The 23,038-nt window shown below is 59.1% G+C and carries 18 protein-coding genes; 7 read left to right on the top strand and 11 right to left on the bottom strand.

Translation table 11 applies throughout. From position 1 onward, the window contains the following. Positions 1–113 precede the first annotated feature (113 nt). From GXP70_RS09460 to GXP70_RS09450, 3 genes are read left to right on the top strand one after another with little or no spacing between them, the layout of a single operon-like run. Complete coding sequence (locus GXP70_RS09460) at positions 114–1,442, top strand: spore germination protein (protein ID WP_162356207.1); 1,329 nt, start codon at positions 114–116, stop codon at positions 1,440–1,442. Continuing rightward, positions 1,439–2,554 (top strand): GerAB/ArcD/ProY family transporter, encoded by a 1,116-nt coding sequence (locus GXP70_RS09455; RefSeq protein ID WP_162356206.1) that lies wholly within the window; start codon positions 1,439–1,441, stop codon positions 2,552–2,554. The genes GXP70_RS09460 and GXP70_RS09455 overlap by 4 nt, the downstream gene beginning before the upstream one ends. Beyond that, on the top strand, positions 2,551–3,651 hold the full coding sequence (locus GXP70_RS09450; protein ID WP_162356205.1) for a Ger(x)C family spore germination protein: 1,101 nt from the start codon (positions 2,551–2,553) through the stop codon (positions 3,649–3,651). Before GXP70_RS09455 ends, GXP70_RS09450 begins: the two co-directional genes overlap by 4 nt. Positions 3,652–3,861: 210 nt before the next feature. Here the strand turns inward: GXP70_RS09450 and fni are convergent, their stop codons facing one another. Next, entirely contained in the window at positions 3,862–4,929 is a 1,068-nt protein-coding gene (fni, locus tag GXP70_RS09445) for a type 2 isopentenyl-diphosphate Delta-isomerase (protein ID WP_225442738.1), read from the bottom strand. A 199-nt stretch (positions 4,930–5,128) separates the two neighbouring features. Between fni and nagB the strand changes: the two genes are divergently transcribed. Both nagB and nagA read left to right on the top strand, forming a co-directional pair. Further along, entirely contained in the window at positions 5,129–5,851 is a 723-nt protein-coding gene (gene nagB, locus GXP70_RS09440) for a glucosamine-6-phosphate deaminase (protein ID WP_162356204.1), read from the top strand. Positions 5,852–5,854: 3 nt separating this feature from the next. Beyond that, positions 5,855–7,045 carry an N-acetylglucosamine-6-phosphate deacetylase gene (nagA, locus tag GXP70_RS09435; protein ID WP_162356203.1) on the top strand — a complete coding sequence of 397 codons (1,191 nt, stop codon included), beginning with the start codon at positions 5,855–5,857 and terminating at the stop codon, positions 7,043–7,045. A gap of 65 nt (positions 7,046–7,110) precedes the next feature. Here the strand turns inward: nagA and GXP70_RS09430 are convergent, their stop codons facing one another. From GXP70_RS09430 to citZ, 8 genes are all read right to left on the bottom strand, one after another. Continuing rightward, positions 7,111–8,043 carry an NHL repeat-containing protein gene (locus GXP70_RS09430; protein ID WP_162356202.1) on the bottom strand — a complete coding sequence of 311 codons (933 nt, stop codon included), beginning with the start codon at positions 8,041–8,043 and terminating at the stop codon, positions 7,111–7,113. A gap of 307 nt (positions 8,044–8,350) precedes the next feature. Next, the gene (locus tag GXP70_RS09425; RefSeq protein ID WP_162356201.1) at positions 8,351–9,154 is read right to left on the bottom strand and encodes a DeoR/GlpR family DNA-binding transcription regulator; all 804 of its coding nucleotides are present in this window, start codon (positions 9,152–9,154) and stop codon (positions 8,351–8,353) included. Then, entirely contained in the window at positions 9,155–10,069 is a 915-nt protein-coding gene (locus tag GXP70_RS09420) for a sugar kinase (RefSeq protein ID WP_162360393.1), read from the bottom strand. It abuts the gene before it with no gap. Between the two features lie 85 nt (positions 10,070–10,154). Next, positions 10,155–10,580: a hypothetical protein gene (locus GXP70_RS09415; protein WP_162356200.1), complete on the bottom strand. Its 426-nt coding sequence runs from the start codon at positions 10,578–10,580 to the stop codon at positions 10,155–10,157. A gap of 74 nt (positions 10,581–10,654) precedes the next feature. Further along, entirely contained in the window at positions 10,655–12,931 is a 2,277-nt protein-coding gene (gene recQ, locus GXP70_RS09410) for a DNA helicase RecQ (RefSeq protein ID WP_162356199.1), read from the bottom strand. A gap of 220 nt (positions 12,932–13,151) precedes the next feature. Next, entirely contained in the window at positions 13,152–14,093 is a 942-nt protein-coding gene (gene mdh, locus GXP70_RS09405; protein ID WP_162356198.1) for a malate dehydrogenase, read from the bottom strand. Positions 14,094–14,303: 210 nt separating this feature from the next. Next, positions 14,304–15,596: an NADP-dependent isocitrate dehydrogenase gene (gene icd / locus GXP70_RS09400; RefSeq protein ID WP_162356197.1), complete on the bottom strand. Its 1,293-nt coding sequence runs from the start codon at positions 15,594–15,596 to the stop codon at positions 14,304–14,306. Positions 15,597–15,817: 221 nt separating this feature from the next. Next, positions 15,818–16,930 (bottom strand): citrate synthase, encoded by a 1,113-nt coding sequence (gene citZ / locus GXP70_RS09395; RefSeq protein ID WP_162356196.1) that lies wholly within the window; start codon positions 16,928–16,930, stop codon positions 15,818–15,820. 347 nt (positions 16,931–17,277) lie between these two features. Here citZ and GXP70_RS09390 point away from each other — a divergent pair, with 347 nt between their 5' ends. Continuing rightward, positions 17,278–18,798, top strand: coding sequence for a Ppx/GppA phosphatase family protein (locus tag GXP70_RS09390; RefSeq protein WP_162356195.1), 1,521 nt, complete (start codon positions 17,278–17,280; stop codon positions 18,796–18,798). 18 nt (positions 18,799–18,816) lie between these two features. Here the strand turns inward: GXP70_RS09390 and ppk1 are convergent, their stop codons facing one another. Continuing rightward, positions 18,817–20,877, bottom strand: a complete 2,061-nt coding sequence (gene ppk1 / locus GXP70_RS09385) for a polyphosphate kinase 1 (RefSeq protein ID WP_162356194.1) — start codon at positions 20,875–20,877, stop codon at positions 18,817–18,819. Positions 20,878–21,076: 199 nt separating this feature from the next. Here ppk1 and ytvI point away from each other — a divergent pair, with 199 nt between their 5' ends. After that, complete coding sequence (gene ytvI / locus GXP70_RS09380; protein WP_162356193.1) at positions 21,077–22,195, top strand: sporulation integral membrane protein YtvI; 1,119 nt, start codon at positions 21,077–21,079, stop codon at positions 22,193–22,195. 44 nt (positions 22,196–22,239) lie between these two features. Here ytvI and murI read toward each other — a convergent pair whose 3' ends face one another. Beyond that, entirely contained in the window at positions 22,240–23,034 is a 795-nt protein-coding gene (gene murI / locus GXP70_RS09375) for a glutamate racemase (protein ID WP_162356192.1), read from the bottom strand. Between the last annotated feature and the right edge of the window lie 4 nt (positions 23,035–23,038).

Below are 23,038 nucleotides of genomic sequence, written 5' to 3'. Positions count from 1 at the left end.
TGGCAAAATGCCGCCGGAGGCATATTTTTCATGCCCCGCATCCATACTATACCAAGCCGCCGGCCCGTACGGGCCCGCAGCGCCAACTCCCTTCGCGAAAGGATGCGACCGTCATGCTGAACCGGATTCAAACGTTGTTTGCCGAAGCGCGGGATCTGACCATGAACCGCCTGCAGAACGGTCCGCTGATCGTCGAGTTGGCCTATATCGAATCGCTGTGCGACGAGAGCAAGGTCAGCGACTTCATCCTCGTCCCGTTCACGAAGCAGGAAATTCCGTTCGAAGAGATGGTGCAGCACGACCCGTCCTTCATTCGGCTGGACGACCCGGCCAAGTGGGCGGAAACGCTGCTCCACGGGTTTGCGCTGCTGCAGGTGAACAGTCGGATCTACAAGCTCGACGTGGCGCGCATCATCCGCAACGAGAACCCGCAGACGATGGTGGAAACCGTCATCATGGGACCGCAAATCGCGCTCAGCGAAGACCTGATCGATTCGATCAATATTATTCGCAGCCGCTATCCGAGCGAAGAGCTGGCGATCGAGGAACGGACGGTCGGCACGCAATCCAAAACCCGCATGACGCTGGTGTACGACAAGCACCGGGTCGACGCTACCGTGCTCAGCCATATCCGGGCGAAGCTGGAGCGCATATCCGATCCGAGTTATACCGCCGCGGGCGAATTGGTCCGCTCGCTCGGCGACCGCTATCGGCTGTTCCCGTCCATGATGATAACGGAGCGGCCGGACCGGGTATGCTCCGGCATCGGGGACGGCAAAGTGATTCTGCTGCTGCAGGGCTCGATGTTCGCGATCATTTTGCCCGCTACGTTCTTCGACTTCCTGCATGCGATCGACGACGAATACGATTCCTTCTGGATGACGCGCACCATGATCCTGCTGCGCTACATGGCCGTCGCTTTCACGGTCACGCTGCCTGCGCTCTACGTTGCCATTATGTCGTACAATCCGGAATTATTCCGCGTACAGCTGACCTTCTCCATCGCGGGGAGCCGGACCGCGGTGCCCTATCCTTCGTTCATCGAGGTATTCATCATGCTCTTCATGATCGAGGCGCTCATCGAGGCCAGCGTTCGCCTGCCCAAATACATCGGTTCTACGGCGACGACCGTCGGCGGCTTGATTCTGGGCCAGGCGGCGCAGCAAGCCGGACTCGTCAGCAGCATCATGATCATCGTCACGTCCGTCGTCGCGATTTCGAATTTCGTCATCCCCGTCAACAACATGTCGACGGCCATCCGGTTTCTGAAGTATCCGCTGATCGTGCCCGCGATCTTCTTCGGCATTTCCGGCGTGACGATCGGCCTCTTTTGCTACCTCGTCTACTTGGCCGATCTGCGCAGCTTCGGCAAACCGTACTTCCGACTATTCGGAAAGCAGCGATCGCTTTCCACCGACATTGGGCAGGTGAGCCAAGAATGAACCGTTACTTCTATTACAACGTCATTTTCATCAGCTTCCTGAATTTAGCGCTGTTCGTTCCGCACACGCTGATCGAATACCGTTATACGGGAGCCATCACCTCGATGGCATGCGCCACGGCGGTCGGCACCGTTATGGCCGTCTTGTTTATGCATGTCATGAAAGCTTTTCCCGGCAAAGGGATTCCGGAAATTCTGTCCGCGTTCTTCCCGAAGTTCTTGATCGCGCCCTTCCTGCTGCTATGGGCCTTCGTCTGGTTCTCGGCTTCGACGCTGTCGCTCAATACGTTCTCGGTGCTCATCAACCGTTTCTTCAATCCCGATACGAGCCCGCTCATCGTGCTGATCGTCATGTCGCTGGCCTGCATGTACGGGGCGACGCGCTCCTTGCTGACCATCGTCTTCGTCCTTGAAATCGGCCTGCTGACCAGCGCGCCGATCATCGCTTTCGTCTTCTTCAAGGCGCTCAACAACCCGAATATGCAATGGGACGCAGTCATGACGGTGGTCCAATATTGGAAACAGATGCCCCGTATCAAGCCGTTCGCCGCGGCTTCTTTCGCGTTTACGGGCTACATCAATTTCTTCCTGATGAACCGGCTGGTGTCGCCGAATGCCCGTCTCCGGTTCCGCTGGCTCATTCCGATCATCGGCTCGCTCACGCTGCTCATATCGTTCTTCGTGCCGATCGGCATTCACGGAACGGAAGGGGCCGCCAATTATTTGTATATTTGGAGCGTGACCTCGGACACCCTCATCATGTCCTACGGATTCATCGAACGGGTTATTTTCGTCTTCCTGCTCATGTATTTGCTGCTGACGCTGATCTTCGCTTCCATCGGCTGGCTGATGGCCATGGAAATGGTCAAGAGCTGTATGCCGAAACAAAAGCCGGACATCGACCCGCCGCGCACGCCGCGTTCGAATTGGATCATCGTCGGCTTGTTCGCCGCGATGACTGTCGCCTATTCGCACTGGATCAACGAGAAGCAGAACTTCCAAGTGACCGGCTACTGGATCGTTATGCGATCGGGCGTCGAGATCGTCTCCATCTTGTTCCTGTTCGCGCTGAGCCTGTTCGCGCCCAAGGCCGGGAAGAGGCTGGAACAATGAACGCCCTGCGGATCGCATTGCTGGCCGCGCTGGTGCTGCTCCTGCCGATCGTAACGGGCGGATGCGGCTTCAAAGATATCGACAAACGGTTCTTCGTCGTTACCATGGGCATCGATCCCGCCGACAAAGGCGCGAAAGGGTATAAAGTGACGCTGCGTCTCGCGGTTCCGTCCCCGAAGAACGAACCCGGATCGAGCATGAGCAAAGTCGTCTCGACCCAAGCCACTTCGATCGCGGAAGCCGTCCGCCTGCTGAAGGCGCATGTCGACAAGGAGCTCGATTTCGGGCATTGCAAGCTGTTTATTATCGGGAATGGGCTGGTAGAAAAAGATTTTAAACCGTCGCTGAATTGGCTCACCCGCAGGCGGGATGTCCAAAGCATCGCGTACATGGCCGTCGGCCAGCCCGATGCGCAATCGATTATCCAGATCCAGCCGACGACCGAGCGGTATCCCGGCAATACGCTCTTCCTGATGTTCGGGAACGACGGCACGAACACGTCCTACTTGACCCACGTCTATTTGTTCGATTTCATCCGGCGCTTCGAGGAGAACGGCATCACGCCCGTTCTTCCGATCATTCGCGGCGAGAAGGACGGATACGCGGTTACGCGGATTGCCTTGTTCGACGACACCAGACTCATCGGCACGTTAAATCCGGCCGAAACTGAAACGTTCAATCAGATCAAGAACCGCAGCAAAAAGTCGACGGTGGCCGCGATGATGAACGGTGCTCCGCTGATCATTAACGTCGACCGCATCAGCTCGCATTACAAAATCGTCAAGGCGAATAACGACCATGTGGTTAAGCTTGCCTTTCACGTCAGCGGCTTGTTCGAGGAAGCGCCGCTCGGTATTTACGGAGAGGATTGGGGAAAGCTGGAGGCGTTGTTCAATAAGCAGATCAGCGGAGATATCGAGAAGCTGCTCCTGAAATTCCAGAAGGCCGGCGTCGATCCGATGGGCTTCGGCCTTCGCTACCGGGCGACGCATGCCGGCAGCCCGCAGACGTGGCAGGCGTGGCAGAAAATCTACCCGAATTTGAAGTTCGACGTCAAGGTCCGCGTGAAGATCGACGGCGCGGGGCTTGTGAAATAACCACCAACGAAAAACAGACCCGTGCGCAGCGCGTTGAGCAAGGGTCTGTTTAGGGCAAGGGTCTGCTTGAAGTTAGTCCACTTACGGTCTGGCTGCTGCAAGGCTCAGCTTGCAGCCAGGTCTGCTTACGGTCTGGCTATTGCAAGGCCCAGATTGTTCGCGTTCGGCGCGATAAGCGCCGTGCCCTGCGGCGGAGCGCAGCAGAAGCTGTTACGGGTATGCGCGTACCAGACGGTCCGTCTCGCGCAGGCGGCGGATCGAATCGGCGCCGATGCCGAACATGGCCGCGCGCAGCTCGAATTCGATGCGCGCCATCTGGCCCGCGAGCGCATCGGCGCTGCCGGCTTCCGGATCCGCCGCGCCGGCCAGCAGCGACCGCCCGAAGGCGGCGAGATCGGCGCCGAGCGCAATGGCCTTCGCGGCGTCGACGCCGGTGGCGAGCCCGCCGCTGGCAATGACGGCCGCGTCCGGCAGCGCCGCGCGGATGTCGCGGACGCAGTCGGCCGTCGGCGTGCCCCAGTCGGAGAACGCGCCGGCGGCATGCGCGCGCAGCTCGTCGCGCGCGCGGTATTTCTCGACCTGGCTCCACGACGTGCCGCCCGCGCCGGCGACGTCGATGAACGACGCGCCGGCTTCCAGCAGCGCGGCGGCCGTCTCCGCGTCGATGCCCCAGCCGACTTCCTTGATGCCGACAGGCACGTCCAGCCAGCGGCATACTTCGCCGATGCGGTGCAGCAGGCCGCGGAAGTCGGTGTTCCCTTCGGGCTGGAACACTTCCTGCAGGCTGTTCAGATGCAGGACGAGCGCGTCCGCCTCGGCCAGCTCGACCGCGCGCCGGCACTGCTCGACGCCGTAGCCGTAGTTCAATTGCACGGCGCCGAGATTCGCGATAATCGGAACGCTGGGCGCCAGCTTCCGCATTCGAAACGAAGCGGCAAGCGCCTCGTTCTCGATCGCCGCCCGCATGGAGCCGAGCCCGAGCGCCCAGCCCCGGGCCTCGGCCGCTGCGGCAAGCCGTTCGTTAATGAGCGCGGTCTCTGCCGTGCCGCCCGTCATCGAGCTGATCAAGAGCGGCGCCGACAGTCTTCTGCCGAGGAAGGAAACGGACGGGTCGATGCCGCGGAAATCGATTTCCGGCAGCGCCTGGTGGCGAAACCGGTAGCCGTCGAACCCCGTGCCCGCTCCCGTGTTGTGCACCTGCTCCTGCAGGCATATGCGAATGTGCTCGCCCTTCCTCTTGGCGGTAACGGCATGCTCCGCATCCATTCTGTCTGCCATGCTGTACGTAAGCTCCTTCCAACATCTCTCGTCATTTCCATCCATCATGGCATAGTGCGGACGTCTGAGCAAGCTTGCACGAAGGAAAGTATATTTTGATCGTTTTTATCTATAAAATGACTTTTATAATCATTTTAATTGTCGGATCGAACGAAATGCCATATAATTATTTCATAACGAGTTTTAGGAGGCGCACGACATGCAAGTGAAATGCTTCGATACTACATCCGATCTGGACCTCTATGCCGCGCGGCTGTTCGCATCGGCCCTGAAAGCGAAACCGGAAGCGACGCTCGGCCTGGCGACGGGCTCGACACCTATCGGAATTTATGAAAAAATGATAGAGATGTACGAAAACGGCGAAATGTCGTTTCAATATGCGACCACCTTCAACCTGGACGAATACGTCGGTCTGCCGCCGGACCACGAGCAAAGCTATGCGCGGTTCATGCGCCGTCATTTGTTCGGCCATATCGACCTGCCGGCCGGCAAGGCCCATCTTCCGAACGGCAACGCGGCCGATCTGGCGGCGGAATGCGCCGGCTATGACCGGATGCTCGAAGCGCAGCCCGTCGACATTCAATTGCTCGGCATCGGGCATAACGGCCATATCGGCTTCAACGAGCCGGACGAGGAGCTTCAAGGCGGTACGCATATCGTCGCGCTCGAACAGGATACGCGCGAGGCGAACGCACGCTTCTTCGCTTCCATCGACGAAGTTCCGACGCAAGCGATCACGATGGGGGTCGGCTCGATTCTGAAGGCCGAGTCCATCCTGCTGGTCGTCAAAGGCGCGGACAAAGCGGCGATCGTCAAGCAGGCGCTGCAGGGCCCGATTACGACGGAATGTCCCGCATCGCTGCTGCAAACGCATAAGAACGTCACGGTGCTGGTGGATCGCGAGGCTGGGAGGTTATTGTAAGCAATGAATGAAACTGCTGGAAATTGGCTCATTCGCGGCGTGAATGCCGTGGTCGGCGACACGGTCGTCGAAGGCGCGGCCGTCATCGTCGAGGACGGCAGGATCGCGAAGATCAGTAGCGGAGATGCGCCGGTTCCGGCCGGCGTCCTGACGGTGATCGACGGCAACGGCGGCTGGCTGCTGCCGGGCTTCATCGATATGCATGTCCACGGCGGCTTCGGCGCCGACTTCATGGACGCTTCGAAGGCATCGTACGATGCGATCACGTCTTTCCACGCTTCCAAAGGCACGACGCGCATGCTGGCGACGACGGTCACCGCTCCCCCGGAAGCGATCGAAGCCGTGCTTGACGCCTCGGCCGCGTACCGCAGTGGCGACATGCCGCATGCCGCCCTGCAAGGCGTGCACCTGGAAGGCCCGTTCATCAGCGAGCTGTGGCCGGGGGCGCAGAACCCGGCGTTCATCTCGCCGCCGCGGCTCGACTGGGTACAAGCCTGGCTGGAGAAGCATCCCGGCCTGATCAAGCAGCTGACGCTCGCCCCCGAGAAGGGAGGCGCGGCCGAAGTCATCGCATGCTTGGCCGAACATGGCGCCGTCGCCGCCGCCGGACATACGGACGCCCTCTACGCGCAGGTGGAAGCGGCGGTTGAAGCCGGCCTGACGCAGGCGGTGCATACGTTCAATGCGATGCGGCCGCTTCATCACCGCGAGCCGGGCACCGTCGGCGCCGTGCTCAGCGACAACCGGATTCATGCCGAGCTGATCGCCGACGGGCATCACGTTCACCCTGCCGCTATCCGGCTGCTCGTGCAGGCGAAGCCCGTTGACCGCGTCATTCTCATTACCGACGCGATGTCCGCCGCCGGCCTTGGCGACGGCCAATACGACCTTGGCGGGCTGGCCGTCGACGTCGCGCAGGGCGTCGCCCGCCTCCGCGAAGGCGGTAGCCTGGCCGGCAGCACGCTGACGATGATCGATGCGTTCCGCTTCATGCTGACGCATACCGGTCTCGGCGTCGCCGAGGTCAGCCGGATGGCCAGCGCCAATCCCGCGCGCCAGCTCGGCTTGCAGGAGGTAACCGGCAGCATCGCCGAGGGCAAGTACGCAGACCTCGTGCTGGCGGACGCTTCCTTCGAGACCGTCAGCCGCACGTGGGTGGAAGGCAGACTCGTATACCGCGCCGACGCGGAGTAACACACACAAAAGCCCATGGAAGTCCGGCATGCCGGACTTCCATGGGCTTTATTCCTGTCGTCTGCTTATTTCTGGCGAACCAGCTTCGTCACGCGGCCGTCGAAAATCCATTCCGCCACGTACACGTTGCCCTGCGAATCGACGCAGACGCCGTGCGGCGAGCTGAACTTGTCGGGACGGTAGTACGACTTCGGCAGGTTCGGCCATCCTTGCTGCTTGTAGGCCTTCTGGTCTTCGCCCAGGTGCGTGATCAAGCGATCTTGGCTGTCCAGCACCGTAACGCGGCTGTCGAGATCCGGCAGGTAGACTTCATCGCCGAAGAAATAGAAGCTGCACGGCTTGTCGAGGTTATGATCCACGAAGCGCTTGTGCTCGCCTTCGAGCGTGAACACTTGAATGCGTCCGTTGCCGCGGTCGGCCACGTAAATTTCCGGCTCGCCGCCGCGCAGGTTGATGGAGATGCCATGCGGTTCGATCACCTTGCCCGGCTCGGAGCCGCGGCCGCCGAACGTGCGGATGTAGCTGCCTTGGGCACTGAACTGGTGAATGTGATACTGGCCGTAGCCGTCGGATACGTAGATATCGCCGTTCGGCGCTACGCAGACGTCCGTCGGTACGTAACGGCGCTCCGCGTCGTACAGGTCCGGACGGTCCGGCGAGCCGATTTCGAGCAGCACGTCGCCGTTCAGCGTCGTCTTGACGACCAGCGCCCGGTTCGTATCGGCGAAGTACAAGTATTCGATGCCGTCATTGTCGCGGTGCAGGTAGAAGCCGTGCGCGCCGCCTTCGAACTCCGCGCCCCAGGACGTCTTGAAATTGCCGTCTTTGTCGAAGACGACGACGGAATCTTTGCTGGTGTTATGTACGTAAACGTTATCGTTCTCGTCGACGACGATCCCATGCGTATACCCGTATGCAATGCCTTCAGGAAGCTTGCCCCAGCCGCTAACCACTTCGTACGAATGCGTGGCGTTGCCGACGATCAGTTTATCAGTCACGAATTCATTTCCCCTTTACGATATAATCGTTATCAGTATACCAAATAATATGAGGACCGGAAGTAAAATTATTTTAACGATCCTGACCTTGTTTTTAAACATACGGATGGGTACCGCAGCACGATACGCATGGCACTTCCGGCTGCGGGCGGCCAGTCACCGGCTTCGTTTACGGCGCCAGAGGGCTCTTGCAGCAACAAAAAATGCAATGTCCGCGGATTTCCTGAGGAGTATCCTGCACACATTGCATTTACGCTTCCGTTCCTTATCGGCTCTGTTTCCATCCCTGGAGACGGGCAAATCGCCGCTACAGGCTGATCTCCTGCTCTCCGCCGGCGACAACCGTCTGAATGCCGTGCGATCTGGCGATGGATGCGAGCTGCTGCGGCAGTTCCTTGTCGGTAATGAACCCTTGCAGCTCGGACAACGAAGCGATCGAGAACAACGACGTCCGGCCGATCTTCGTATGGTCGAACATCGCGTAAGTCGCCTGCGAACGCCGAATCATCGCTTTGGCAATCTGGGCTTCCTGCTCCGAATACGTCGTAATGCCGCCCGTTGACGATACGCCGTCGACGCCGAGAAACATTTTGCCGATGTTCAGCTGCTCGATCATCCCTTCGCCCAGCGGCCCGCACAGCTCGAAGCTGTTATGGCGCATCATGCCGCCGGTGACGACGACGTTGATCTCGCTGCCTGCCAGCTCCATCGCGACGTTCACCGTATTCGTCACGACGGTAATTCCCCGGCGCGTCTTGAGCAGCTTCGCCAAGTAATAATTCGTCGTGCCGCCGGATAACCCGACGACGTCGCCCTCGGCGATCAAGCCTGCAGCGGCGGCGGCGATCCGCTCCTTCTCCAGGAAGAACAGCCCTTCCTTCTCGGCGAACGGCAGCTCGCGCACGGCGTTCATGCCGTCGTACATGGCCCCGCCAATCGTCCGAATGACGGGCTCCGCCTTCTCCATCAGCTCCAGATCGCGCCGCGCCGTCGCTTCGGAAACCCCGAACCGCTCCACGACTTCCTGAATGGTGATGCGCCCCTGCCGCTTCAGCACGTTCATGATTCCATCGCGCCGCCGCTGTCCTTTCGACGATTGCACGTCCGCCATTTACCGCTCCACCCAGCCTTTATCCGATAATCTGCGGCTGGCCGTCGTCCAGTCGGGCAGCGCTTCCCAATCGCCGCGCATTTGCACGACCAGCGCGCCGTTGATGCTGCCGAGGCGCACGGCTTCCACCGGACTCATGCCTTTCATCAGGCCGGCCAGGAAGCCGGAGCAGAACGCGTCGCCGGCGCCGACCGTATCCACGACCTGCTCCGCGGGATAGAACGGCACTTCGACGGCATTGCCGTTCTCCAGCACGACCGTCGTGTCGCCGACGCCTTTGATGACGCTTACCGCGTTATACTCGGAGAGCTTGGCCTTAACCGCTTCGAAGTCGTCGGTTTCATGGAGCAGACGCAGCTCGTCCCAGCCCGGCAGGTAATAGTCCGCCAGCTCGGCGAGCGGCAATACGACCCGGCGCGCCTCCTCGATCGTCCACAGCTTCAGCCGCAGGTTCGGATCGAAGCTGATGCGCACGCCCGCTTCCTTAGCCGCCTTCACGGCTGCAAGCAGCGTGTCCCGGCAGCTGTCGCTGAGCGCGGGCGTAATGCCCGTTACGTGCAAAATTTTACAGCCGCGTATGTAATCCAAATCCAGATCGTCCGGCGTCATGCGGCTTGCGGCGGAATGCTTGCGGAAATAGTGCACGGCAAGCTTGCCGGCAACCATTTCGCGGAACATCATGCCCGTCGGCGCATCCTCGCTCAATCGCGAACGGGACACGTCGACGCCTTCCCCGCGCAGGCGCTTCTGGATGATGCGCCCGAACGGATCGTCGCCGAGCGCGCCGAACCAGCCGACCGAGCAGCCGAGCCTGGCCGCCCCGATCGCCACGTTGCTTTCCGCGCCCCCGAAGCTCTGGTCAAGCGTCGAAGCATGCTCGATGCTCCGGTATTCCTGCGGCATGAACAGCGCCATCGTTTCTCCGAAAGTCAATAAATCCGGTGACTGTGAATTCGACAACCGTAACCCCTCCAACAGCTATTATCGATTGATATCAGGCCTATTTCAGAATCGGGTGCTGCATGAAGTAAATCGTCACCAGGTACACGATCAGCAGAACAACGCTCAGCGTGCGCACCTTGGCGATATGCGCCGAAGCGCTTTGACCGCCCTGAATCGACACCGCGATGCGCTTCAGCGGCTTCGAGATGATGCCGCCGATGGCCGCGATCGCCAGGAACAGAAGCGTTACGATAATCATCCAGACCACTTTATAATCAGCTTGCGACATCAAATAGCCGCCCGTGAGAAGCTGCAACACCAAGAAATACTGCGCGATCCGGTTCGCGCTCGCCAGCCCGTCGGCAAGTCCTGCCTGTCCGTTGCCGTCCAGCTTGGATGCGCGTCCGGCCATGAAAGGCAGCGCGATATAGAACCCCAACCCCGCTGCGCCGACCACGTGCAAAAATAACATGAAACTAAACATCAAGCGTCCTCCTCGGGAAAATATAGTCACTTGTAAGTATACTAGAACTGGCGGGGCAATTCAAAAAGAAACGATTATTCACCGGCAGGCGACAAGCGATGCTTGACGATGACGGCCTTGATCGCGAAATAATCGACATCCTCCGGCAGCGCTTCCTTGATCGGCTTCAACTTATCGGCGCCGACCCGCGCGATCGTCTCGACGATGAGCGCTTCGTGCCGCTCCGGAATGAATTGCTCCCAGGGCAGCTCCTCTCCCTCCTCGCCGCAGCGGAGCAGATGGTTCTCGATCGTGACGCGGCTCATGCCGCGCAGCGAAGCGATCTCCGCCAGCGACCTGCCTTCCGCGAACAGCGTCAGCGTCTGTATATGGCTTGGCAGCCCTTCCAGCTGGGCCGGTTCCGTATTCGCAGGCTCCGCCGCCATTCCCGCCGGTCCTGGTCTCTCCGAAACCTCCATTGCCGCGCCTGCATCCGCGCCCGAGCCGGCCCCCGGCCAAGAAGCGTATTCCGCGCCCTCGGCGCGGCCGTCGTCGCCATTGCCGCCCGCATTCGCGCCTTCCTTGAACCGCCTTACGATGCCGATGACATCAAGGCCGTACTTGTTAACTTTGGCCGCGCCGATTCCCTTCACCGCGAGCAGCTGCTCAGGCGTAACCGGCTGCCTGTCCGCGATTTCGCGCAGCGCGGAATCGAAAAAGAGCATGAACGGCGGTACCTTCTCCTGCGCCGCCGTCTCCCGGCGCCATTCGCGCAGCGCCTCGAACAGCGGCGCGTTCGCCGCGGACAGCGCGGCGCCGCCCGCCGCCGTCTCTCTCCGCTTCGCCGCGGCGCTCTGCCGCCGATGAACGGACACGGTGCCTTCCAGCACCGGCAGCGCGTCGGCCGTAAGCGACACGGTCGGGTATTCGCCCTCGCTGATCCGCAAGCAGCCTTCGGCTACGAGAAAATAGAGCAGATCGGATATGTCGCGCTCCGCCCACTGCCGCATCAGGCCGTACGTCGACAGCCGGTCGAAGCCGAATTCGAGAATGCGTTTCTCCCGCGACCCTTTCAATACTTTGGCTGCCATCGAAATGCCGAACCGCCCTTTCAGACGGCCGACGCAGGACAACGCCTTGCGGGCATCCTCCGTCACGTCGACCATGGCGCTCGCATCCAGGCAGTTGCTGCATTTGCCGCATTCCGGCACGTCCGCCTCGCCGAAGTACCGGACGATGTATTGCAGCAGGCATTTCTCCGTGCGCGCGTAATGCATCATCGTGTACAGCTTGTTCAGCTGAATCGACTTGCGCTCGGGATCGCCCGTGCTCCGGTCGATCAGGAACCGCTGCACCTGCACGTCCTGCGGCTCGAACAGCAGCACGCATTCGCTCTCCTCGCCGTCGCGCCCCGCGCGGCCGGCTTCCTGGTAGTACGATTCGACGTCGCCGGGCATCTGCCAGTGGATAACGTAGCGCACGTTCGGCTTGTCGATGCCCATGCCGAACGCGTTCGTCGCCACCATTACCCGGATGTCGTCGAACCGGAACTTCTCCTGCGCGTCCGCGCGCTCGTCGTCGTTCAAGCCGCCGTGGTATTTGCCCACCGGGACGCCGAGGCGGGACAGATCGTCGCACACCTCTTCCGCTTCCTTGCGCGTCGCCGTATACACGATGCCCGACTGGTCGGGACGCTGCTGCACGAAGTCCCGCAGGAACTTCCGCTTGTCCGTCCCCGTCACGACCGAGAGCGTCAAGTTCGTGCGCGCGAAGCCCGTGACGAATATATTCGGGTCATGCAAGCCGAGCATGGCCGCGATGTCCTGCGACACTTCCGGCGTCGCCGTCGCCGTGAACGCGGCCACCGGCGGCCGGTTCTCCAGCCGGCCGATCCAGCCGGCAAGCTGCCGGTAGCTGGGCCGGAAATCATGGCCCCATTGCGAAACGCAGTGCGCCTCGTCGATCGCGATCAGCGGAATATGCATCTGCGCCGACAGCGACTCGAACATGCCGCTGTCGAGCCGTTCCGGCGCGACATAGAGCAGCTTGTAGGCGCCCTGCGACGTCTGTCGCACGACCTCGCGGTATGTCGCCGCATCCAGCGAGCTGTTCAGGTAAGCGGCAGGCACGCCGAGCCGGTTTAAGGCGTCGACCTGATCCTTCATCAGCGAGATGAGCGGCGATACGACGATCGAGGTGCCGGGCAGCAGCATCGCCGGAATTTGATAGCAGACCGATTTGCCGCCGCCCGTAGGCAGAATCGCCAGCGTGTCTTTGCCGGTCAGCAAGCCTTCGATGATATCGCTCTGCCCTTTGCGGAAACTGTCGTAGCCGTAGACGCGCTTTAATGTCTGCAATGCCTCTTGCTGCATATAATCCCTCCTTAAGTTGTCATGCATAACGGTTCCCTGGAATGATCCTGGAATGATGCGTGTAATGATTGCCAAGATGGATGTGCCTTACGGTTTCGAACAGGCGCGTTCAGCCTCTCCTCCCGCCTTGCGGGCAAGTTCCCGTACAACAGGAAGACCCTGACGGGTTGATGCGTCAGGGTCTCATGTGCTTCATGAGCGAGATGCGCAAATGGGCGCGTTAACCGTTCACCACGGCGATGACGCTGCGTACGGAGTCGGCGGACTTGTCCAACGCCGCCTTCTCGTCATCGGTCAGATCCAGCTCGAATACTTTCTCGATGCCGTCGCCGCCGAGGATGGCCGGCACGCCCATGAACAAGTCCGTGTAGCCGTATTCGCCCTGCAGCAGCGCGATGACAGGCGTAATGCGCTTCTTGTCTTTCAGAATCGCTTCCGTCATTTGCACGAGCGATGCCGCCGGGGCGTAATATGCGCTGCCGTTGCCCAGCAGGTTGACGATTTCGCCCCCGCCGACGCGCGTGCGCCGCACGATCGCGTCGATGCGGTCGGCCGGAATCAGCTTCTCGATCGGAATGCCGCCGACATTGGAATACCGCACGAGCGGCACCATATCGTCGCCATGGCCGCCGAGCACGAAGCCGCGAACGTCTTCGACCGATACGTTCAATTCCTCGGCGATGAACGTACAATAGCGCGCCGTGTCCAGGACGCCGGATTGGCCGATGACGCGGTTGCGCGGGAAGCCAAGCGCCTGATATGCGACATAGGTCATCGCATCGACCGGGTTGGACAGGATGATGACGTACGCTTCAGGGCTCGTCGCCTTCACGTTCTCGCAGACCGACCGTACGATGCCTGCGTTGGTGTTGACCAGATCGTCGCGGCTCATGCCCGGCTTGCGGGCGATGCCGGCCGTAATGATCACGACCTGGGAATCCTTCGTCTCTGCGTAATCGGACGTGCCCGAAATTTTGGCGTCGATGCCCTGAACCGGCGTGGATTCCATCATGTCGAGCGCTTTGCCCTTCGTCGGATTCTCCAGCTGCGGAATATCGACCAGCACCACGTCGCCAAGCTCTCGCTGCGCCAGCATCAATGCCGTCGTCGCTCCGGTAAACCCCGCGCCGACAACCGTAATCTTGTTCCGTTTAATCGCCATCTGTAAAGCCTCCCTTAAATGTGCCGCCTTGCGGCTCTGTTGACCATCTGCATCGAGCTGCCTGCTATAGTCTTAACCAAGCGCCGCGTGCGCAAACCGCCGAACGCGCAAGAGCGAGCAAAATTCGCATGGCGTACGCCATGCGAATTTCGTTCAAGTAGGGATATGGATCCGAATGCTTTTCGGTTATGGCTTATAGGTGCTAATGACCTACAGGTTTTTGATGATTTCGTCAGCGAATGCCGAGCATTTCACTTCCGTTGCGCCTTCCATCAGACGGGCAAAGTCATACGTAACGGTTTTGTTGTTGATTGCCGTTTCCAGGCCTTTGTAGATGGAATCGGCCGCTTCTTGCCAGCCGAGGTGCTCAAGCAGCATAACGCCGGACAGGATAACGGAACCCGGGTTGACAACGTCGAGGTCCGCGTATTTCGGAGCCGTGCCGTGCGTAGCTTCGAAGATCGCATGTCCTGTCAGGTAGTTGATGTTGGCGCCCGGCGCGATGCCGATGCCGCCGACTTGCGCAGCCAGCGCGTCGGACAGGTAGTCGCCGTTCAGGTTCAGCGTCGCGATAACGTCGAAGTCCGTTGGACGAGTCAGAACTTGCTGCAGCGCGATGTCGGCGATAGCGTCTTTAACGATCAGCTTGCCTGCAGCTTCGGCTTCTTTTTGCGCTTTGTTAGCCGCATCCGTGCCTTCTGCTTCTTTAATGCGGTCGTATTGGCCCCATGTGAACGTTTTGTCGGCGAACTCTTGCTCTGCGACTTCGTAGCCCCAGTTCTTGAACGCGCCTTCCGTGAACTTCATGATGTTGCCTTTGTGAACGAGCGTCAGCGATTTGCGGTTATGCTTCAGCGCGTATTCGATCGCGGCGCGAGCCAGACGCTTCGAGCCTTCAGCGGATACCGGCTTGATGCCGATACCGGAAGTTTCAGGGAAGCGGATTTTGTTAACGCCCATTTCGTTTTGCAGGAAGGAGATCACTTTCTTGACCGCGTCGGAACCCTCTTGATACTCGATGCCTGCATAGATATCTTCCGTGTTTTCGCGGAAGATAACCATGTTTACGAGCTCGGGACGTTTAACCGGGGAAGGCACGCCGTCGAAGTAGCGGACAGGACGCAGGCACACGTACAGGTCCAGTTCTTGACGAAGCGCAACGTTCAGGGAACGGATACCGCCGCCGATCGGCGTCGTCAACGGTCCTTTGATCGCAACGATGTATTCGCGGATTGCCGTCAGCGTGTCGGCTGGCAGCCACTCGCCGTAAGTATTGAACGCTTTCTCGCCGGCGAACACTTCGTACCAAGCGATTTTCTTCTCGCCGCCGTATGCTTTCTCGACAGCCGCGTCCAGCACGCGCTTGGATGCCTTCCAGATGTCGCGGCCCGTGCCGTCGCCTTCGATGAAAGGAATAATCGGGTTGTTAGGCACTTGAAGAACGCCGTTGTCGATCGTGATTTTCTCGCCTTCGGTAGGGAGTGCGAATTTGTCGAGTTTCATGGAATGATTCCTCCTGAAAATGTAGTTTGTCTTGCTTCGGCTTCAAGAAGCCGCCTTGCAACGATAACGGTACACATAACATGACGGGAGCCGGCAACGCAGCTTGAGCCAAGCGGCGCGTCAACACCCCGTCAGAGGCGGGACGGCGAGGGCATACGCACCCGCGGCCGTCTGTTTGCAATTCGTCGGATCACGCTGAAGCAGCCGAACGTTGCTGATGATTAACGTTCCGAGATCGGCGTTACCTTCTGATCGACCGGACCCGTGTATTCCGCGCGCGGACGAATCAGGCGATTGTTCTCGTACTGCTCAAGAATGTGCGCGGTCCAACCCGATGCGCGGCTGATCGCGAAGATCGGCGTGAACAGGTCGCGCGGGATGCCCAGCGTCGTGTACACCGAAGCGGAGTAGAAGTCGACGTTCGGCTTCAGCCCTTTTTGGCCCGTAACGAGCTCTTCGATCTTGACCGACATTTCGTACAGCTCCATGTTGCCGGTCATCTTGCCGAGCTCGCGGGACATCTTCTGGAGATGCTTCGCGCGCGGATCGCCGTTCTTGTAGACGCGGTGGCCGAAGCCCATGATCTTCACTTTGTTCGCGAGCTTCTCGTTGATGTACGGCTCGACATTGCCGATCGATCCGATCTCTTCGAGCATTACCATAACGGCTTCGTTCGCGCCGCCGTGCAGCGGTCCCTTAAGGGCGCCGATCGCGGACGTAATGCCCGAGTAGATGTCCGACAGCGTCGCAACCGTAACGCGGGCCGCGAACGTCGAAGCGTTCAGCTCGTGGTCGGCGTGAAGCACAAGCGCTTGATCGAGCGCTTTGACGGCGACTTGATCCGGCTCTTGGCCGTTCAGCATATACAGGAAGTTGTATGCGACGGATACGCCTTTCTTCGGCGCGACCGGCTCTTTGCCTTCGCGCAGACGCGCGAACGCGGCAATCAGCGTCGGGATTTGAGCTTGAATCTTGATTGCCTTCGTAATATTCGCTTCATGGGACATATCGTTAGCTTGCTCGTCGTACAAAGCAAGGCTGGAAACGGCGGTGCGAAGCGCTGCCATCGAGTTCGTGTTCTTCGGGTAAAGCTTCAAGGCATCCAGAACGCCGGCCGGAATCGCCGCATATTCGCCGAGCTTCCCGAGCAGTTCGTTCAGCTCGGATTGGTTCGGAAGCTTGCCGTACCAGAGCAGGTAGGCCACTTCTTCGAACGTCGCGTTCTCCGCCAAATCGTCGATATTGAAGCCGCGGTACGTCAGAACGCCGTCGATGATGGAGCTGATCGAAGAGGTCGTGGCGACAATACCTTCGAGACCTTTGGTTGCTGTCATGTTTCTCTCTCCTTTAGCATCTATATTATTTAACAAATATAGGGGCAACGGTTAACAATAATTGGATTCGGGTTCCGTATCGTCGTATTCAATCATATCGGATTTCGAACAGGAAGGAAACAAAACAGGATATAAAAATGCTTTATCGCCACCATAAAAGCTTTTTTCGAAGCTTTTTTTCATTTTTTTCGCGGACGAAATCCGTTTTCACCGGGTAGAATCCTTCCATGATTTTACCCCAATCGACGCTCTTTTACCCGCGCGAAACAAACCTTTGTTGCGCCATCCTACTAATGGTAAAATGTGATTTAACATCGCATCATGATACCCGAAGGAGGCGCTCCGCCATGACTGAACAACGCATCGGCATTATCGACATCGGCTCCAATTCCATCCGTTTGGTCGTGTATGAACGGACCTCCGCCGGCGCTCACCGCGTTATTGACGGCAGCAAGCGCGCTGCCCGCTTAAGCGAGCAGGTGGCCGAAGACGGAACGCTGCCGGACAAGATCATCGAGGAACTCGTCGATATGATCAACCATTTCCGGCTGATCTGCGCGCATCATAACACCGGACTCATTCGCGCCGTCGCGACGGCCGCCATTCGCAATTCCGCCAACAAGGACCATGTCTTGTCCCGCATCCATTCGGAAACGGGGCTGCAGATCGAGCTGATTTCCGGCGAAGAAGAGGCCGGTTACGGCTTTCTCGGCATGATCAATACGATGTCCGTGACGGACGGCTTCCTCATCGATATCGGCGGCGGCAGCACGGAAGTGTCGCTGTTCAAGGAGCGCCGGCTTGTCCGGGCCGTCTCGTTCCCGTTCGGCTGCGTCAGCATGACCCGCCAGTTCGCCAAGGGCGGCATGCTGCCCGACGCGCAGCTCAAGGAATTGGAGCAGTTCGTCGAGCAAGCGGTCGACCGGCAGCCGTGGCTGAAGCAAAATCCGGGATTGCCGCTCGTCGGCGTCGGCGGCACCGCCCGCTCGCTCGGCAAAATCCAGCAGGCGCTCGTTAAATATCCGTTCGAAAGCACGCATAACTATCCGATCGAAGGACAAGCCGCGGACGCGCTGTTCGAGCTGCTGCGCAAGCTTCCGATCGGCAAACGCAAAAACATTCCCGGCCTGTCCAAAGACCGCGTCGATATTATCGTGCCCGGCATCGCGATCCTGCGGACGATCTTCCGCGTCACGGGCGCGAGCAACTACAGCATATGCGGCGCCGGACTGCGCGACGGTCTGTTCTTCTCGACGCGTTTTCCCGAACAGCCCAGACTCGAAGACGTCATTATGTACAGCGTGAACAACTTGGCCGCGCTGCACCCCGAAGCGCCGCTGCAGCATACGTCGCAAGTCAACCGGATCGCGCTACAGCTGTCCGGGCTGCTGCTTGCCGGGCAGCCGTCCAAGGAGCAATCCCTGCTGTTCGCCGACGTCGCTTCAACGCTTCATCGAATCGGGGCAAGCATCGATTATTACGACTATAAGCGGCACACGTTCTATCTGATGATCAACTCCCGCCTGAACGGCTTGACCCACCGGGAGCTGCTCGTCTGTTCGTTAATCGCCTCGTACAAGAGCAAAAACCGCATGAAGCAAATGGCCGCCCCCTACAAGGCGCTGCTCTCCGACGACGATCTTACGCTGATCTGCAAGCTGGGCACGCTGCTGCAGCTGGCGATCGCGCTGGACCGCAGCGAAACGCAAGCCATCGGCAAGCTTGCCGCCGAAGAATCGGACGGGAAGCTGCATCTGCGCGCCGTAAGGGCTAACGGCTCGCTCGATGTGGAACGCAAGGAAGTGGAGTCCCAAGCCGGCGAATTCAAAAAGCTGTGGGGGCTGAAGCCTGTCCTGCATGAACATTAAGCCCCGGCAGCTCCGGCGTCAGTTCTTCCAGATCGGAATGTTCGAAGCGTGGAACTGGCTCCGAAGCGGCTCCCGGTCCGTAACGACGCGTTCGTAATTGCCGTTCGACTGCAGTTCCCGCGCTTTCTGGTTGTCGTCCAGGTTCATCTGCAGAATGTTCTTCAACGTATCCCGCAGCCTCGGGTTGAACACCGGGCTCATCAGCTCGATGCGCCTCGTCAGGTTGCGGGTCATCCAATCCGCGCTCGACAGATACACTTCTTCCTCCCCGCCGTTATGGAAGTACATAATCCGCGAATGCTCCAGGAACCGGTCGACGATGCTGATCACGCGAATATTCTCGCTCAGGCCGGGCACGCCCGGACGAAGGCAGCATACCCCCCGGATGATCAATTCGATTTGAACCCCGGCGTTCGAAGCTTCGTACAGCTTATCGATCATCTCCTGATGCGACAAGCTGTTCATTTTGGCGATGATACGCGCCGGTTGTCCCGAGGCGGCATGCGTTTTCTCGCGGTCGATCAGGCCGAACAGCTTCGGCTTCAGGTCCGTCGGCGCAACGCCGAACGCCTTCCATTCATATGGCGAGGAATAACCCGTAATTTCATTGAACAACGCGGAGGCGTCGGCGCCGATGACGGGATGACAGGTGAACAGGCCGATATCCGTGTACAGCTTGGCCGTGCTGTCGTTGTAATTGCCCGTGCCGACATGGACATAACGGCGCAGCATGCCCTGCTCGCGGCGGACGACGAGCGTGATCTTGGCGTGGGTTTTCAGCCCGACGAGGCCGTACACGACGTGGCAGCCCGCTTTCTCCAGCTGCCGCGCCCAGGCGATGTTGCGCTCCTCGTCGAACCGCGCTTTCAGCTCCACGACGACCGTGACCTGCTTGCCGGATTCCGCGGCCAGCGCCAGCGCCTGAACGAGCGCGGATTGTCCGCTGACCCGGTACAGCGTCATTTTGATCGCCAGCACGTTCGGATCCTGCGCCGCGTCCATGACGAAATCGCTGACGGCATCGAACGATTCGTACGGATGATACAACAGCACGTCTTCCTGGCGGATGACGGCGAACATGTCGTCGGTTTCCTCGAACTCATGGGGATAGACCGACTCGATGCGCGGATATTTCAAATGCTCGTACCCTTCGAGCGAACCGGCGAAACGCATCAGGAACGACAGATCCAGCGGCCCGTCGATCTCGAACGTATTCTCGCCCTGCTCCAGCTCTTCCTTCAGCATTTGCAGCGAGTACGGATGCATGTCCTTGCAGTATTCCAGCCGAACCGGCAGCCCCCAGCGACGGCGGCGCAGCTCCTTCTCGATCTCTTCCAGCAAATCCTCCGCGCCCTCTTCGTTGAGGGTCAAGTCGGCATTTCGAGTTAAACGAAACGGATCGACGGCAATCGTCGTATAACCATTGAACAACGTGTTGATATGCCGCTCGATCAGCTCCTCCAGGAGCACGAATTCATGCTTCTTGCTGTTGACGCGGCCCGGAACCTGGATAAAGCGCTGCAGAATCGACGGTACCTGAACGATGGCGAAGAACGGCTCCTCCTCGAGCTCCGTCTGCGCGTCGCGGCCAAGCAGAACGGCCAAATACAGCTCCTTGGAGTGCAGCAGCGGGAACGGACGGCTCTGGTCGACCGCCATCGGCGTCAGAACCGGGAAGACGATATCGAAGAAATATTCGTCCACCACTTTCAGCTGGTGCGGGTTCAGTTCGGCGATGCCGCGGAAGCAGAGCCCTTCTTTCGCGAGCCCGCGCAGCACCTCCCGGTACGTCCGGTACTGGTCGCCGACCATCTGGTCCGTCCGTTTCATCAAGCGTTTCCATAGTCCGGCAGGCGAATAGCCCGTGAAGTCGCGCTTCGTGTAACCCGCCTTTATCTGATCCTGAATGCCCGCCACGCGGACGCTCATGAACTCATCCAAGTTGCTGGACACGATGGCCAGAAATTTAGCGCGCTCAAGCAGCGGATTTCCCGGGTCGTGGGCTTCTTCCAATACTCTACGGTTGAACTCCACCCAACTTAGATCGCGGTTTACATAAGGCGATAACGTTTTATTCATCGAATCATGGAGCCTCCTGTAGTCGAATAAATCAATTATGCAGGAATAATGTTCGGCATATATTAAAAGTTTGTAAATACCGCGTAAACAAAAAAGACCCCGGCTTATTTTTTGGTAAAGGCCATACTCGCTATGCTACAATTATACATTATGTATGAAGAGCTCTCGGCCGCCTAGCTATCGAAGGAGTGATCGTTGAATGGATCGGGTCATATGGAAAAGAATTTGGCGAACCCTGCTGGTACTGTTTTTGCTCGTTGTTTTCGTGCTTGCCGTCATTTACGTGACGCCGCTCGTGTATCCGTTCCTGCTCGGCTGGCTGCTCGCTTACGCGATCAACCCGGTCGTCAATCTGCTTAATCGCAAATTAAAAGTGCCGCGCTGGCTCGGCGTCGCCTTGACGCTCGTCGTCTTCGTCATCGCCATGCTGACCATCGTCTCGGCGCTCGTTACGCGCCTCGTCGTGGAAATCATCACCTTATCCAAATCGCTCAACAACAACATCGACTGGTGGCGCGATCAATTCGAATACATAATGGACAGACCGGAAGTGCAAAATCTGATCGAGAAGCTGACGTCCTTCTACCAGGACAATCCCAACTATCAGGAAACGATCAACGGACGCATCTCCGATACCGCGAACCTGGTAGCCCAGACGAGCACCCAGATTATTACGTCGATCTTGAACGGGATCGTCAGCATCATTACGTCGCTGCCGAACGCCGCCACGATCGCAATCGTCGTGCTGCTCGCCGCGTTCTTCATCAGCAAGGACTGGACACGGCTCGGACAGCGGACCTCGGGCTGGCTTCCGCAATCGATCATGCAGTCGGTGTCCGTCGTATGGCGCGATCTCAAGAAAGCGCTCTTCGGCTACTTGCGCGCCCAATTCATCATGATCTCCATCACGGCCTTCGTCGTTACCATCGGCCTGCTTATCATCGGCGTCCATTACGCGATTACGATCGGCATGCTGATCGGTCTTGTCGACCTGCTTCCGTATCTCGGCGTAGGGGCGGCAATGATTCCATGGATCCTCTATACGTTCATCTATGGCAACGTCACGCTCGGCATCGAGCTGTCCATCCTGTACGGCGTCATTCTCGTCGCCCGGCAGACGATCGAGCCTAAAGTGCTGGCCAGCAGCGTCGGACTCGAAGCGCTGCCGACGCTGATTGCCATGTTCGTCGGCCTGAAGCTGTTCGGCGTGCTGGGCTTGATCATCGGTCCGGTCTCGCTCGTAATCCTGACGGCCATCCATCGGGCTAACGTATTCCGCGATCTGTACGCCTTTGTCGTTCGAGGGCCGAAGACATGACTAGCATGCCCGCGGCCCTCGATGGATTAACCGGCGAGAGCCGGCTAATCCGCCTCTCCGCTTAGCACAAGCGTACGCTGGACGTAGGCTAGCGCCGTCTGCATCTTCGCGATGTACGCAGGATCGTCGCCGGAACACATGAAACGGACGTCGCCGCTTCCTCCGCCTTCGCCGATTCCGTAGCGGCTCAGCTGCGCCGCGAGACGCTTGACCGTGCCGGCGTTGCCGTGAACGATGCCGATATGCGGCGGGAGCACCTCCCGCAAGATAGACGTATAATAAGGATAATGCGTGCAGCCAAGCACGATAATGCCATAGCGGTCGAGATCAAGCTCGGCCAGCTTGCCGATGAAGTAGTTTCGCATGATTTCCTCGTCGAACTGCAGCTGCTCGCAATACTCGACCAGCTCCGGGAGCGGCATCGAATCGACGATCCGCTCTTCGTCCACGCGCGAGAGCAGCGCACCGTATTTCTGCTGCCGCAGCGTGAGCGGCGTCGCGAACACGAGCACCCGTCTGCCGGTGGCGCGGTTCATTTCGACCGCGGGCTTTACGGCCGGCTCCATGCCGACGATCGGGAAGGCGTACGTCTCCCGCAGCTCTTGAATGGCAATGCTGGTCGCCGTATTGCAGGCAACGACAAGGGCGTCGATGCCGACCTCGACCATTTTACCGACCGATGCCATAATAAACTTCCTTACTTCCTCTGGCGGTTTCGTGCCGTATGGCACATGGAGCGTATCCGCCATATACAGATAATCCTTGGCCGGAAGCCGCCGCAGCGATTCTGCCAATACTGTCAACCCGCCGATTCCCGAGTCGAAAAAACCGATCCTCATGGTC

The organism is Paenibacillus lycopersici, from assembly GCF_010119935.1.
GTDB classification, from domain to species: Bacteria; Bacillota; Bacilli; order Paenibacillales; family Paenibacillaceae; genus Paenibacillus_Z; species Paenibacillus_Z lycopersici.
This window is presented reverse-complemented; position numbering and strand designations above follow the sequence as displayed.